11 protein-coding genes are annotated in these 13,441 nt (G+C 67.7%); 8 read left to right on the top strand and 3 right to left on the bottom strand.

Annotated features, from left to right (window positions below; all coding sequences use genetic code 11):
* Nucleotides 1-7: 7 nt before the first annotated feature.
* Together K8I04_12675 and K8I04_12670 are read right to left on the bottom strand one after the other, a co-directional pair.
* The gene (locus tag K8I04_12675; GenBank protein MBZ0072563.1) at nucleotides 8-2,512 is read right to left on the bottom strand and encodes an FtsX-like permease family protein; all 2,505 of its coding nucleotides are present in this window, start codon (nucleotides 2,510-2,512) and stop codon (nucleotides 8-10) included.
* Nucleotides 2,509-3,192, bottom strand: a complete 684-nt coding sequence (locus tag K8I04_12670) for an ABC transporter ATP-binding protein (protein MBZ0072562.1) — start codon at nucleotides 3,190-3,192, stop codon at nucleotides 2,509-2,511. The genes K8I04_12675 and K8I04_12670 overlap by 4 nt, the downstream gene beginning before the upstream one ends.
* Here K8I04_12670 and K8I04_12665 point away from each other — a divergent pair.
* Together K8I04_12665 and K8I04_12660 are read left to right on the top strand one after the other, a co-directional pair.
* Nucleotides 3,191-3,817: an arylesterase gene (locus tag K8I04_12665; GenBank protein MBZ0072561.1), complete on the top strand. Its 627-nt coding sequence runs from the start codon at nucleotides 3,191-3,193 to the stop codon at nucleotides 3,815-3,817. The genes K8I04_12670 and K8I04_12665 overlap by 2 nt on opposite strands.
* 315 nt (nucleotides 3,818-4,132) lie before the next feature.
* Nucleotides 4,133-5,209, top strand: a complete 1,077-nt coding sequence (locus K8I04_12660) for a CHAD domain-containing protein (GenBank protein ID MBZ0072560.1) — start codon at nucleotides 4,133-4,135, stop codon at nucleotides 5,207-5,209.
* A gap of 61 nt (nucleotides 5,210-5,270) precedes the next feature.
* Here the strand turns inward: K8I04_12660 and K8I04_12655 are convergent, their stop codons facing one another.
* Nucleotides 5,271-5,663 carry a hypothetical protein gene (locus tag K8I04_12655; protein MBZ0072559.1) on the bottom strand — a complete coding sequence of 131 codons (393 nt, stop codon included), beginning with the start codon at nucleotides 5,661-5,663 and terminating at the stop codon, nucleotides 5,271-5,273.
* Nucleotides 5,664-5,871: 208 nt separating this feature from the next.
* Between K8I04_12655 and nifJ the strand changes: the two genes are divergently transcribed.
* From nifJ to K8I04_12625, 6 genes are all read left to right on the top strand, one after another.
* Nucleotides 5,872-9,522, top strand: a complete 3,651-nt coding sequence (gene nifJ, locus K8I04_12650) for a pyruvate:ferredoxin (flavodoxin) oxidoreductase (GenBank protein MBZ0072558.1) — start codon at nucleotides 5,872-5,874, stop codon at nucleotides 9,520-9,522.
* Nucleotides 9,519-10,538 (top strand): dihydroorotate dehydrogenase-like protein, encoded by a 1,020-nt coding sequence (locus K8I04_12645; protein ID MBZ0072557.1) that lies wholly within the window; start codon nucleotides 9,519-9,521, stop codon nucleotides 10,536-10,538. The genes nifJ and K8I04_12645 overlap by 4 nt, the downstream gene beginning before the upstream one ends.
* Nucleotides 10,539-10,763: 225 nt before the next feature.
* Nucleotides 10,764-11,858: an MBL fold metallo-hydrolase gene (locus K8I04_12640; protein MBZ0072556.1), complete on the top strand. Its 1,095-nt coding sequence runs from the start codon at nucleotides 10,764-10,766 to the stop codon at nucleotides 11,856-11,858.
* Nucleotides 11,859-12,067: 209 nt separating this feature from the next.
* Nucleotides 12,068-12,511 (top strand): hemerythrin domain-containing protein, encoded by a 444-nt coding sequence (locus K8I04_12635; protein MBZ0072555.1) that lies wholly within the window; start codon nucleotides 12,068-12,070, stop codon nucleotides 12,509-12,511.
* A 35-nt stretch (nucleotides 12,512-12,546) separates the two neighbouring features.
* Nucleotides 12,547-12,834 (top strand): DUF2249 domain-containing protein, encoded by a 288-nt coding sequence (locus K8I04_12630; GenBank protein ID MBZ0072554.1) that lies wholly within the window; start codon nucleotides 12,547-12,549, stop codon nucleotides 12,832-12,834.
* Nucleotides 12,835-12,839: 5 nt separating this feature from the next.
* Nucleotides 12,840-13,441, top strand: a 602-nt coding sequence (locus tag K8I04_12625) for a hypothetical protein (GenBank protein ID MBZ0072553.1), incomplete at its 3' end; no start/stop codon positions are given.

Below are 13,441 nucleotides of genomic sequence, written 5' to 3'. Positions count from 1 at the left end.
CACCTGTTCAATCCCGCAGCAGCAGCAACGGACTCGTCGACAGCACCTGCCGCGTCGTGAGGTAGCCGGCGGCGGCGATCGCGAGTGCGCCGGTCAGTGGTGCCGCGATCCACACCGGCCACTTCCAGGCGTAGTCGAGATGGAAGACCTGGGTGTAGAGCAGCCAGATCACCAACTCGCAGCCGGCGGCGGCGAGCAGTCCGGCGAGCAGGCCGATCAGTGCGAACTCGGCAACATGTCCGGCGCGCACCTGGCGGCGGCTGGCGCCCAGGGCGCGCAGCAGCGCGCCCTCGTGCAGGCGCTCGTCGTGACTCGCGGCCAGCACGGCGAGCAGCACGGCGAGGCTGGCCAGCAGCACGAAGCCAAGGATGTACTCGATCGCCAGCGTCACCTGTTCGAGGATGCGTCGCACCTCGTTGAGCAGCACCTCCACGTCCAGCACGGTCACGGCCGGGAAGCGCTCCACCAGGCGCGGCAGCAGGCCGCGCTGCGCTGCAGCCAGATGGAAACTGGTCATGGCCGTCATCGGAAAGGCGTCCAGCGCACCGGGCGGAAAGATCATGTAGAAGTTCGGCCGGAAGGAATCCCACTCGACGCTGCGCAGGCTGGTGACCGTCGCTGTCAGCGTCTGCCCCGCGATCAGGAACTCCAGGGTGTCGCCCAGCCGGATACCGAGGCGTTCGGCCAGCTGCTGTTCCACCGACACCGCGGCGGCGTCCGCCGTACCCTGTTCGGTAGCCGCGAACCAGCGGCCGGCGAGGATGCGGTTGTCCGCCGGCAGGTCGGTACTCCAGGTCAGGTTCAGGTCGCGGTGCAGGGCATTGCTGTCCTGCGCCTCCTTGGTCACCGCCGCCCGCATCGGTTCGCCGTTGATCGCGGTGAGGCGGCCGCGCACCACGGGGTACACCGGTGCGCCGTCGATACCCGCGGCCTGCATGAACGCCATCCAGGCGGCCTGGTCTGCGGGCAGGATGTTGATGGCGAAGTAGTTGGGCGTGTCCGCCGGCAACTGTGCCTGCCAGCTCTCCAGCAGATCGGTGCGCAGCAGCAGAGTCACGCTCATCGCCATCAGCACCAGACCGAAGGCGAAGATCTGCCCGGCGCTGGCGGCGCTGCGGCGCCACAGGCTGTTGATGCCGAAGCGCCAGGCCGTGCCGACGCGGTGTCGCAGCCGATGGCTCGCGGCGAGCAGGGCGGCGGCCGCGCCCAGCATCAGCAGGGCGATCCCGGCCGTGCCGGCAGCGAGACTGAGCGTCAGACGCGCATCGCCGGTGTAATACCCCATCAGGCCGAGCAGCGTCGCGATCGCCAGCCCGTAGACCAGCCAGGCGCGCGGCGGGCTGGGTGCCAGGTCGCGGCGCAACACGCGCAGCGGCGGCACCCGCTGCAGCCGCAGCACGGGCGGCAGTGCGAAGCCGACCAGGGTGATCAGACCGGTGGCGGTGCCGACCAGCAGTGGCAGCGGCCCGGCGGCCGGTGGCGTCAGCGGGAACAATTCGGCGAGCAGCGCCACCAGCCCGTACTGTGCGATCCAGCCGAGTGCGGCGCCCGTCAGACTGCCCGCCAGCCCCAGCAGCAGCATCTGCCACAGATACAGTGCGAGGATGTCGGCCTGCACCGCGCCCAGGCAGCGCAGCATGGCACTGACATCGTAATGGCGTGCGCTGTAGCGCCGTACCGCCATCGCCACTGCCACGCCGGCCAGCCCGATGGCGACGAGACTCGCCAGGCCGAGGTATTGCTCGGCCTTGTCCAGTGCGTTGCCGATCGCCGGCCGGCCGGTGCGTGCCTCCTGCAGATGTTCCTGCTCGCCGAGTCGCGGCTGCAACCAGTCACGGTAGCGCGCCACGGCCAGTTCGTCACCGGCGAACAGCGTGCGATAGGTGACGCGACTGCCAGGCTGGATCACACCGGTGCGCGGCAGGTCGTCGACGCGCATCAGGACGCGCGGCGAGAGATTGAGGAAATCGCCGCCGCGGCTGGGTTCGAAACCGAGTACGCCGGCGATGCGGAACTCGGCGTCGCCGATGCGCAGCCGGTCATCCAGGGCGAGTTGCAGCGCGCCGAACAGCCGTGATTCCGCCCACAGCGTGCCCGGCGCGGGCATCGTCTCGGCGGGCCGTTCGGTGCCGAAGGGCGCGTCCGCGATGCGCACCGCGCCGCGCAGCGGATAGTCGGCGGCGACCGCTTTGACGCTGACCAGCTGCAGGCCGTGGTCGGCCACCGCCATGCTGGCGAATTCCACCGACTGCGTGTGACGCAGGCCGCGCCGCCGGGCCTCGTCCAGCAGTTCGGCACGTGCCGGCGTCGAGCCCTCGAGCACCAGGTCGGCACCGAGCAGTTCCGTGGTCTGCTGGCCCAGCGCGCGCGTCAGCCGCTCGGAGAAGGCGGTGACGGCGGTGGTCGTGGCGGCGGCGACGGCGAGCGCGAACAGCAGCGCGTGCAACTCGCCGGCACGCCCATCGCGGCGCAGCAGCCGCCAGGCGAGCCGTAGCCGGCCGCTGCCGGTCATCGTGGCCGCTCCGTCGCGCGGCCGGCATCGAGCTGCACGTGGCGCCGGCAGCGCTCCGCCAGTGAGGGGTCGTGGGTGACCAGCACCAGTGTGGTCTGCTGGTCGCGGTTGAGCTCGAACAGCAGCTCGATGATGCGTGCTCCGGTGACGCTGTCGAGGTTGCCGGTGGGTTCGTCGGCGAACAGCAATGCGGGCCGCGCGACGAAGGCGCGGGCGATGGCGACGCGTTGCTGTTCGCCGCCCGAGAGCTGGCGCGGATAGTGGTCGAGGCGGTCGGCGAGGCCGACGCGCCCCAGCCAGTCGCGGGCATATTCGCCGGCATCGCGTCGCCCGGCGAGCTCCAACGGCAGCATGACGTTCTCGACGGCCGTGAGGCTGGGCAGCAGCTGGAACGTCTGGAACACGAAACCGATCTGTCCGGCGCGCGCGCGCGCGCGGCCGTCCTCGTCCAGACGGCTGATGCAGACCTCGCCGACCCACACTTCGCCGTCGCTGGGAACATCCAGACCGGCCAGCAGTCCCAGCAGGGTGGACTTGCCCGAGCCGGATGCACCGAGGATGGCGACGCTGTCGCCGCGATTGATCTCCAGGTCGACTTTGTCCAGGATCGTCAGGGTACCACCGCCGATCGGTACGACTTTGCTGAGCTGATGCACCGTAATGAGAGCAGTCTTTTCCATGTGGGTCCTTTGGAGCCTGGCCTGGGTGGCGCAGGCCGACGGTGCGGTGGATGCCCAGTCTGACCGTGCGCCGCGCATCCTGGTTCTCGGCGACAGCTTGAGCGCCGCCTATGGTATCCGAATCGAGGAGGGCTGGGTGGCGCTGCTGCAGCGGCGGCTGCGTGAGCACGGCCTGCCGCAGCAGGTCGTCAACGCCAGCGTCAGTGGCGAGACCAGCGCCGGCGGCCGGGCGCGCCTGCCGGATCTGCTGGCACGGGAGGCCTATGCCGTGGTGATCGTGGAGCTCGGTGGCAACGACGGCCTGCGCGGGCTCGGTATCGACCAGACCCGCGATAATCTGCGCACGATCATCCGCACCGCGCACGCCGCTGGTACCCGGGTGCTGCTGGTCGGCATGCGTCTGCCGCCCAACTACGGCCGCACCTACACCGAGGCCTTCGCCGCGATGTTTCCGCAACTCGCCGCCCAGGAGCGGGTGGCGCTGGTGCCCTTTCTGCTCGACGGTATCGCCACCCGGCCAGGTCTCATGCAGCCCGACCGTATCCATCCGCGCGCCGAGGCCCAGGCTCACATGCTTGATATCGTCTGGCCGGAACTCGAGCCGCTGCTGGACACGGGGGACTGAGCAGCGCGGCCGCACGATGGCTACCGCGCGCAAAGCATATGGCCACGGAAACACACGGAAACACGCGAAAGGCGGGGATGTGGCGGGTTTTGCATTCCGTGTACTTCCGTGTGTTTCCGTGGCCATATGCTTTGCGGGGCGCGGCATGCAGGCTGCGCCCCGACGCAGCCGCAGTCTGTCGAGGACATTCGACCCACCGTGCCGTGCATTTTGCGCCCTGGCCAGCCAGCTCTCCCAGAGGGTAGAATCCGCGCCTTTCACCGTCCGCGCCTTGACAGGCCCGGTCCCTCGACCAATCTTGATGGGGATTCGACCATGACCCGGACCGCGGAGCAGTCGATGGACGACACCAGGCTCACCCTGCCCACGAGTGAGACGCCCAACCCGATGGCGCCACTGCTGGCCATGCCCGCGACGCGGGCCGCAGCCATCATCGCCTCGGTGCAGCTCGACAAGGTACGTGAAGGACACCTGCGCCTGACCAAGCACCCCGACGGAGAGGCGCTGCACGACTTCCGCGTCGGCCTGCGTCAGCTGCGCAGTACCCTCGATGCCTATCCAGAGGCCTTCCCCTCGCTGCCCAAAAAACTGCGCAAGCGCATGCGCCGGCTGGCGCGCGACACCAGTGAGGCGCGCGACAGCGAGGTGCAGCTCGACTGGTTGCGCCGTCAGGAACGGCAGGTGCGTGGTGAGGGGGCGCTGGGTTTCCGCTGGCTGCTGCGGCAGATCGAGTTGCGTACCGCCGAGGCCTATCGCGAGCTGCGCAACGACGTACTGGAGGATTTCGGCTACATCGATCAACGGCTGTGCGAGGTGCTGGCCCACAACGAGGCCTTGGATACGGCCGTCGCTGGCGCGTCACCTGGTGCATCGCTGGGACATCTGTGCGCCGATCATCTCACGGAGCTGGTCGACGAGCTGGCCTTCCATCTGCACCACATCGAGACGCGCGAGGACGAGGACCAGGTGCACGCGGCGCGCATCTACGGCAAGCGCATCCGCTATCTGCTCGCACCGCTGCGCGCCGAGAGCAAGGGCTGTGAGTCCGTTGTGCGGCGCCTGCAGCGGCTGCAGAATCTGCTCGGTGAATATCACGACGCGCAGGTGTTCGGCGATGTGCTGCGCCGGCGCATCCGCAAGGCCTCCACCGGACAGGCTGAGCGCTGGCTGGAGCTCATGCTCAATACGGCACCGGACGCACGGGCGCTGGCCCGCGAGCGCAAGCAGGATATGGTCACCGGCGTGCTGCTGGTGGCGCGCCTCGTCGCCAAGCGTAAGGAGAAGTTGTTCCAGCAGCTCGGTCGGATGCAGGCGCAGGGTGAGATCGAACAGCTGCTGCACGACATCGCCATGCTGGCGACTGACCTCGCCGCGCAGTCGGACGCCCGCTAGCCATCCCGTCCGGCCCGTCCGACACATCCCGGCAGCCCTCGAATCGCGGGCCCAGATCGGCTCAGAAATCCTTGCCGGGCTCCCACAGTACGTACATCTTGAAGCGCTCCAGCAGGTCCCGGATCTTCGTGTCCTCGCAGCCGTCGGCCGCGACGACCGCGAACACCTTGTTCGAGAGATGGTCCGCCTTGGCCTTCATGGCTTGGCCGATCTGGTCCTTCGTCCGGTCGGGATAGTGTTCCTCCAGCGCCTCCGCAGTGCGCATCCACACCCGCTCGAAATTCGCCAGGAACTTTTTCAGCGTGGCCTCGTCGGGGCGCCCGCACTTGTTGGCGGCCGCGCTGGACAGCACGAACGCGTCGAAGGTCTGCAGGATGTCCGGCCCCTCCTCGGACCGGGCAGGGGCGGCGGCGAGCAGCAGGGCGAGGCCGAGTGAAACGAGCAGTGTCTGCATGACCGGTTCCGTCAGCGGATGGGGTGTTTATGCCGGACACCGAGTGTAGCGCAGTCGCGGCACAGACTGGAGTTTCGTATTTACACGGCCGGATGCGCGTGACCGGTTGATCTCTATCAACTGAATATGGTTCCGGGCTGGTTGCGGAACCGGCGGCACGGCTATGCTGTCCCGGACTGTGGGCGGAGTTCCGCCCGGGAGTGAGCGTATGAATGCTGGATCCTGGCTGACCATCGACGGCAACGAGGCCACCGCGACCGTCGCGCACCGCGTGAGTGAGGTGTGCGCCATCTATCCCATCACGCCGGCCTCGGCCATGGGTGAGTTCGCCGACGCCTGGTCGGCGGAAGGTCGCAAGAACCTCTGGGGCACGGTGCCGCACATCGTCGCGATGCAGAGTGAGGGCGGCGCCGCCGCCGCGGTGCACGGCGCCCTGCAGGCGGGCAGCCTGGCGACCAGCTTCACGGCCTCGCAGGGTCTGTTGCTGATGATCCCCAGCATGTACAAGGTCGCCGGCGAGCTCTCCCCCATGGTGTTGCACGTCGCGGCGCGCTCACTCGCCTGCCAGGCGCTGTCGATCTTCGGCGACCACAGCGACGTGATGGCGGTGCGTCAGACAGGTTTCGCCATGTTGTGCGCCGGTTCGGTGCAGGAGGCGATGGATTTCGCCGCCATCGCGCATACCGCGACGCTGGCGGGCCGCGTGCCCATGGTGCATTTCTTTGACGGCTTCCGTACCTCGCACGAGGTCGCCAAGATCCGTGCGGTGGAGGACAGCGTACTGCGTGCGCTGGTGTCCGACGAGCAGGTGCACGCGCACCGCGCCCGTGCGCTGTCGCCGGAGCATCCGGTGCTGCGTGGCAGTTCGCAGAACCCGGACGTGTATTTTCAGGGCCGCGAGGCCGTGAATCCCTACTACATAGCGTTTCCCGGCATCGTGCAGGCGACCATGGACCGCTTCGCCGCACTCACCGGGCGTGCCTACCGATTGTTCGAGTACCACGGTGCGGTGGATGCCGAACGTGTCATGGTCATCATGGGCTCGGGCGCGGAGGCGGTGCACGAGACGGTCGATTTCCTGAACGCGCAGGGCGCGCGGGTCGGGTTGCTGCGGGTGCGTCTGTACCGGCCGTTCGACGCCACGGCGTTGCTGGCCGCACTGCCGGAGACGGTGCGCGCCCTCGCCGTGCTCGACCGTACCAAGGAGCCGGGTGCGGACGGCGAGCCGCTGTACAAGGACGTCGTGACCGCGCTGGCGCAGTCGCACATGGGCGGCGACCCGAAATTCGGCCGGCTGCCGCGCATCATCGGCGGCCGCTACGGCCTGTCGTCCAAGGAATTCACGCCGGGCATGATCAAGGCGGTATTCGACGAACTCGGGCGTGAACAGCCGAAGAACGGTTTCACCATCGGTATCCACGACGATGTCACCCATACCAGTCTGGAATGGGACACCGGCTGGCGCACGGATGCGCACACGGGTGCCGTGCAGGCGCTGTTCTACGGCCTCGGTTCCGACGGCACCGTGAGTGCCAACAAGAACTCGATCAAGATCATCGGCGAGGCCACCGAGTTGTACGCGCAGGGCTACTTCGTCTACGACTCCAAGAAAGCCGGCGCGGTGACGGTATCGCATCTGCGCTTCGGCCCGCGGCCGATCCGCTCGACCTATCTGATCGGCGACGACGAGGCGCAGTTCGTCGCCTGCCACCAGCCGGTGTTCCTGCAGCGCTACGATATGCTCGACAAGGCCGCCACGGGCGCGGTGTTCCTGCTGAACTCGCCCGAGCCGCCGGAGCGCGTCTGGGACAGCCTGCCGCGGCGTATGCAGCAGCAGATGATCGACAAGCGCATCCGCTTCTACACCATTGACGCCTACCAGGTCGCCCAGGATGCGCAGATGGGCAAGCGCATCAATACCATCATGCAGACCTGTTTCTTCGCCATCTCCGACGTGCTGCCGCGCGCGCAGGCCATCGCCGCGATCAAGGCGGCCGTGGAGAAGACCTATGGCCGCAAGGGCGGACGCATCCTCGAGTTCAATTTCCGCGCCATCGACGCGACGCTTGCCAGCCTGCACGCGGTGCCGTTGCCCGAGACGGCGACCAGCGGCTTCGAGCGACCGCCGGTGGTCGCCCCCGATGCCCCGGATTTCGTGACTCGGTTCACCGCCGCGCTCCTCGCCGGCGAGGGCGACCGGGTGCCGGTGAGTCTGATGCCGGTCGACGGCACCTTCCCGCTGGGCACCGCGGCCTATGAGAAGCGCAACCTCGCGCTGGAGATCCCGGTATGGGAGCCGGAGCTCTGCACCCAGTGCGGCAAGTGTCCGCTGGTCTGTCCGCACAGCGCGATCCGCAGCAAGCTGGTGCCCGCGAGCCTGATGGAGAACGCGCCGGAAGGTTTCAAGTACCGTCAGGCACTCGGCCGGGACTACCCGCAGGACCACGTGATGATGTATCAGGTCGCGCCCGAGGACTGCACCGGCTGCGGGCTGTGCGTGGACATCTGCCCGATCCGCGACAAATCCAACGCCTCACGCAAGGCGCTCAACATGGCACCCATCGAGCCCCTGCGCGCGCAGGAGCAGGCCAACTGGGCATTCTTCCTGACGCTGCCGGAATACGACCGCAGCGCGGTGAAGCGCACCACCCTGAAGGGCTCGATGCTGCTGGAACCCTTGTTCGAGTTCTCCAGTGCCTGTGTCGGTTGCGGCGAGACGCCCTACATCAAGCTCGCCAGCCAGCTGTTCGGCGACCGCATGCTGGTTGCCAATGCCACCGGTTGTTCGTCCATCTATGGCGGCAATCTGCCGACCACGCCCTGGACGGTGAACGCCGCCGGCCGCGGCCCGGCCTGGAACAATTCGCTGTTCGAGGACAATGCCGAGTTCGGCCTGGGGCTGCGCATCGCCGTCGACAAGCAGACCGAATACGCGCGCGAGTTGCTGTGCGACCTGCGCGAGCGCCTCGGCGAGGACCTGGTCGCCGAATTGCGCGCCGCGGCCCGGCCGGACCAGCAGGGCGACGAGCAGGCGATCGCCGAGCAGCGCGCGGGCGTGGCGCTGTTGCGCCAGGTACTGCAGGATATCGACGACCCGCGTGCCCGCGCACTGGAGACCGTTGCCGATGCCCTGGTGCGGCGCAGCGTGTGGATCATCGGCGGTGACGGCTGGGCCTACGACATCGGCTACGGCGGTCTGGACCACGTGCTCGCCTCCGGCCGCAACGTGAACATCCTGGTGCTGGATACCGAGGTGTATTCCAACACCGGCGGCCAGATGTCCAAGGCGACGCCGCGCGGCGCGGTGGCCAAGTTCGCCGCCGGCGGCAAGCCGACCAGCAAAAAGGATCTGGCCCTGCTGGCGATGGGTTACGACAACGTCTATGTCGCACAAGTCGCTTACGGTGCCAGGGATACGCAGACACTGCGCGCCTTCCTCGATGCCGAGGCGCACGACGGACCGTCGCTGATCATCGCCTATTCGCCCTGCATCGCCCACGGCGTGGACCTGTCGTTCAACCATCGCCAGCAGGACCTCGCGGTCGCGAGCGGTCACTGGCCGCTGCTGCGCTACGAGCCGGCGCGCGCCGCGGCCGGCAAGAATCCGCTGCGGCTGGATTCCGCCGAGCCGTCGATCCGCTACCGGGAATTCGTCGAGACCGAGACACGCTTCAACATGTTGTGGCGCAGCCACCCGGATGCGGCCGAGACCTTCCTGACAGAGTCCCAGCAGGAGGTGCGGGAGCGCTATCATCGCTACCGGCAGCTGGCCGACCTGCCCCCCGAGCCGCCGGTGGACCCGGCAGCTCGACCCGTGGAACCGCCCATACCGCCGACGGCCGAGGAGGATGGATCATGATCGATCTCAGCACCGACTATCTCGGCCTCAGGCTCGCCAATCCGCTGGTACCCTCGGCCTCGCCGCTGTCGCGCGATCTGGACACGGCACGACGGCTGGAGGACGCCGGCGCCGCGGCGCTGGTCATGTATTCGCTGTTCGAGGAGACCATCGCCGCCTCGGAGGAGGCGGCGGCGCGCTTCTTTCACGAGCAGGCCATCGGCTTCGGCGAGGCGGACTCCTTCCGGCCCGTGCCGGTGGCCGATGAGTATCTGAGCGAGCTCGACGACTATCTGGAGCAGGTGGCCACGCTCAAACGCAGCCTGTCCATCCCCGTGATCGCCAGTCTCAACGGCATCTCCGCCGACGGCTGGGTGCACTATGGCCGGCAACTGCAGGAGGCGGGTGCCGACGCCCTGGAGCTGAACGTCTATTATGTCGCCGCCGATCCGTTCGAGTCCGGCGCCGAGGTCGAGAGCCGCTACGTCGAGCTGCTGTATCAGCTGAAGGCGGCCGTCGCCATCCCCATCACCATGAAGCTGTCGTCGCAGTTCAGCTCCGTCGGCCACTTCGTGCGCTCACTGGAGGCCGCCGGCGCACAGGGTGTGTCACTGTTCAACCGCTTCTATCAGCCCGACATCGATCTGGAGACGCGGGAGGTGACGCCGACGCTGACCTTGTCATCGCCCTACGAGGCGTTGCTGCGCGTCCACTGGGTGGCGGCCTTGTATGGCAAGGTCGATCTGTCGCTGGCGGTGACCGGCGGTATCCACACTGCGGAGGATGCCCTGAAGGCGCTGATGGCCGGTGCCGACGTCACCCACCTGTGCAGCGTGCTGCTCAAGAAGGGTCCCGAGACGCTCGGTCGCATCCGCACGGACATGCTGCGCTGGCTGGAGGAACACGAATATGCCTCGGTGCAGCAACTCAAGGGCTGCGTCAGCCGCCAGCACGCGATCGACCCGACCGCCTACGACCGCGCCAACTACGTCAAGGTGATGGACCGCCACCGCTCACCGGACGGGGTATGGCGCTGACCGGTTGACGGACAGGGCAGAGATCCCCGGGTGCTGGTGGGGTCATGGCGGGATGTTCGGACGGATTTTGTGTACGCTGGTCCGGCAGGGTCTCCGGTTGGCCATGACCTGAGCCATATCCACAGAAGGTACGGATAGCGTTCGGTTGCGTGGCTCTTCCGGCCTTCGTGCCGGAGACCCGGTGCAGTGCAATGGCCGAGGGCCCAGGGACTTCCGGAGGGAGCGATGGACACGCCTCTGTACACAGCGCGCAGGTCATGGGTTCTCACGGCCGCGCTGCTGACTGCCGCAACGGCGCTGGCGGCGGCCGGGTATGGCGGGCTGGTCGACCGTGGTGGTGGCGCGGGCGCTGCGCGGCATACACTGCCGGCGCATGCCATCGACACGCCGGTACTGCCGCATACGCGGCTGGGTGCGGACGATAGCCCCGATGATACCCTGCCGTTCTACCGGCTCGCCCCGGATACGTACTTTTTCTACGGCAACATCGCCACCATCGACGCCGACAACCGCGGCTTCAACGGTAATGCGGGCTTCGTGGTGACGGATGCCGGCGTGGTCGTGATCGATGCACTCGGTACGCCGCGCCTCGGCCAGCGTCTGATTGCCACGGTGCGCTCGGTCACCGATCAGCCGATCCGCTATCTCATCCTGACGCACAACCATCCCGATCACGCCTATGGCGCGACCGCGCTGCGCGCACTGGACGGTGTGCAGGTGGTGGGTCACCCCGGCATGGCCGAGTACCTCGGTTCGCCGACGTTCGAGCAATCCGTGGAGTACCGGCGTGGTCTGCTGCCGCAGGACATGGTCGGCTTCACCGCGGTCGCGCCTGATCTGCTGGTACCGGCCGAGACCTTCGGCCGGCTGCGGCTCGAACTCGGTGGCCGGACCTTCGATGTCTACAACAGTGGCCGCCACCACTCGCACGGTGATCTGGTGGTGCATCAGGTGGAGGACGGTATCCTGTGGGTCTCGGATCTGGCCTTCAATCAACGCGTCACCTACATCGGTGACGGCCACAGCGCCGCGCTGCTCGCCGCCCACGACTGGCTGCAGAAGACCTTCGGCGATATCCGCCTGATGGTGCCCGGCCACGGCAGCGCCCAGCGCCCGCCGTTTCCGATGCTGGCGGCGACGCGCGCCTACGTCGAAGGGTTGCGCGCGCGGATGCGGCAGCAGCTCGAGGCCGACCGGTCGCTGCAGGACGCGGTCGCTGCGGCGGCCATGCCGGACTGGGCGCAGGTGCCGCTGTACGAGGAAAACCACCGGGCCAATGCCAGTTTCATCTACCGCGAGCTGGAGCCGGAGTTCTTCTGAGGCACTGCGGCAGGCCCCGAGGACAGGCATTAAAACCATACCAGGCGCATGGGGTACATGCGTCCTGCGTTATGTGCGCCGTTTAATCGCTGCCGCGCCCCCCGAAATGACCAATATCAAGTCTTGGCGCCGCCCTCTGTTGGTAAGCTGGTAGCGGGTATTGATTGTGGCCCGCGCGGGCGGGCACCGATACAACGGCGAGGATGACGATGCACACCATCAGCGATTTTCTCAGCACCGATCACCGCCACTGTGACGACTTGTTCGCGGCGGCGGAAGCGGCGTGCGGCCAGCAGGACTGGCCGCGTTGCAGCCAGGCGTTCGCGGATTTCCGACAGGCCATGGAACAGCATCTGTCGATGGAGGAAGAGGTGCTGTTCCCCAGCTTCGAAGAGGCAGCCGGCAGCGCCGCGGGGCCGACCCAGGTCATGCGCCTGGAGCACGAGCAGATGCGCGAACTGTTCGAGCAGATGGCCGAGGCCGTCGCCGGGCAGGATGCGGCACAGTATCTCGGTCTGTCGGAGACGCTGCTGGTGCTCATGCAGCAGCACAATATGAAGGAGGAGCAGATCCTCTACCACATGTGTGACCGCATGCTGGGTGCGCGCACCGAACAGGTGCTGGAGCGCATGCGGCAGCTGCGGCGTGCCTGAACGCTGCGATCCAAAAACATCCGGGAGACGGCGCCATGGCACAGGAACGCGTGTTGGACGTGAGCATGCTCGAACCGCCGGAGCCACTGGAGCGCGCCCTGGATGCGGTAGAGACACTGCGCGCGGGCGAGTATCTGCGCATGATCTTTCCGCGCGAGCCGCACCCGCTGTTCACGCTGCTGGAGCAGTACGGCGTCGAATTCCTTTCCGATCCGACGCCCGACATGCGCTGGGAGGTGCGTGCCTGGCTGCAGGGTGATACCGAGGCCGCGCGTGCGGCACACGCGTCGGTACCCGGATCAGCCGGACCGGCTACCCACTGACCGGCATGGACCGGGCCGCACTGTCGCTGGAGCAGGCGCCGCCGTTGGCGGTGCCGGCGCGCTTCTTCCTGACCGCGCCGCTGTTCGGTGTCGCGGCCGCCGTGCTGGCGTTGTGGTCCGGGCCTGCGCTGCTGGCCTCGCGCTGGACACCGGCACTGCTCGGCGCTACCCATCTGCTCACCCTCGGCTTCGTCGCCATGGTCATGGTGGGTGCGCTGTTCCAGCTGCTGCCGGTGCTCGGCGGTGCGCGCTGGCGCCGGCCGTACCCGTTCAGTGTCGCAGTACACCTGCTGCTGACGGCGGGCACGCTGCTGCTCGCCGCTGGATTCAGTGCGGGCTGCACGTATTGCACGCAGATGGCGCTGCCGCTGCTCGCTACCGGCCTCACCCTCTTTATCGGTCTGGCACTCGCCGCGCTGCGCGGCAGCCCGTCGCAGCACGCCTCGGTGAAGGCCATGGGCTATGCCGTGACGGGGTTGGGCATGACGCTGTTACTGGGGTTGTACGTGGGTGCCTCCCACGGTTGGACGGCGCTGCCGGCGACGCGCACGTATACCGACCTGCATCTGAGCTGGGGCCTGCTCGGCTGGGTGGGACTGCTGGGGGT

It is taken from the genome of Gammaproteobacteria bacterium, from assembly GCA_019911805.1.
Classification (GTDB): Bacteria; Pseudomonadota; Gammaproteobacteria; order Thiohalobacterales; family Thiohalobacteraceae; genus JAHJQQ01.
Note: the sequence above shows the minus strand (reverse complement) of the source record. Positions and strands in the feature narration are given on the sequence as shown.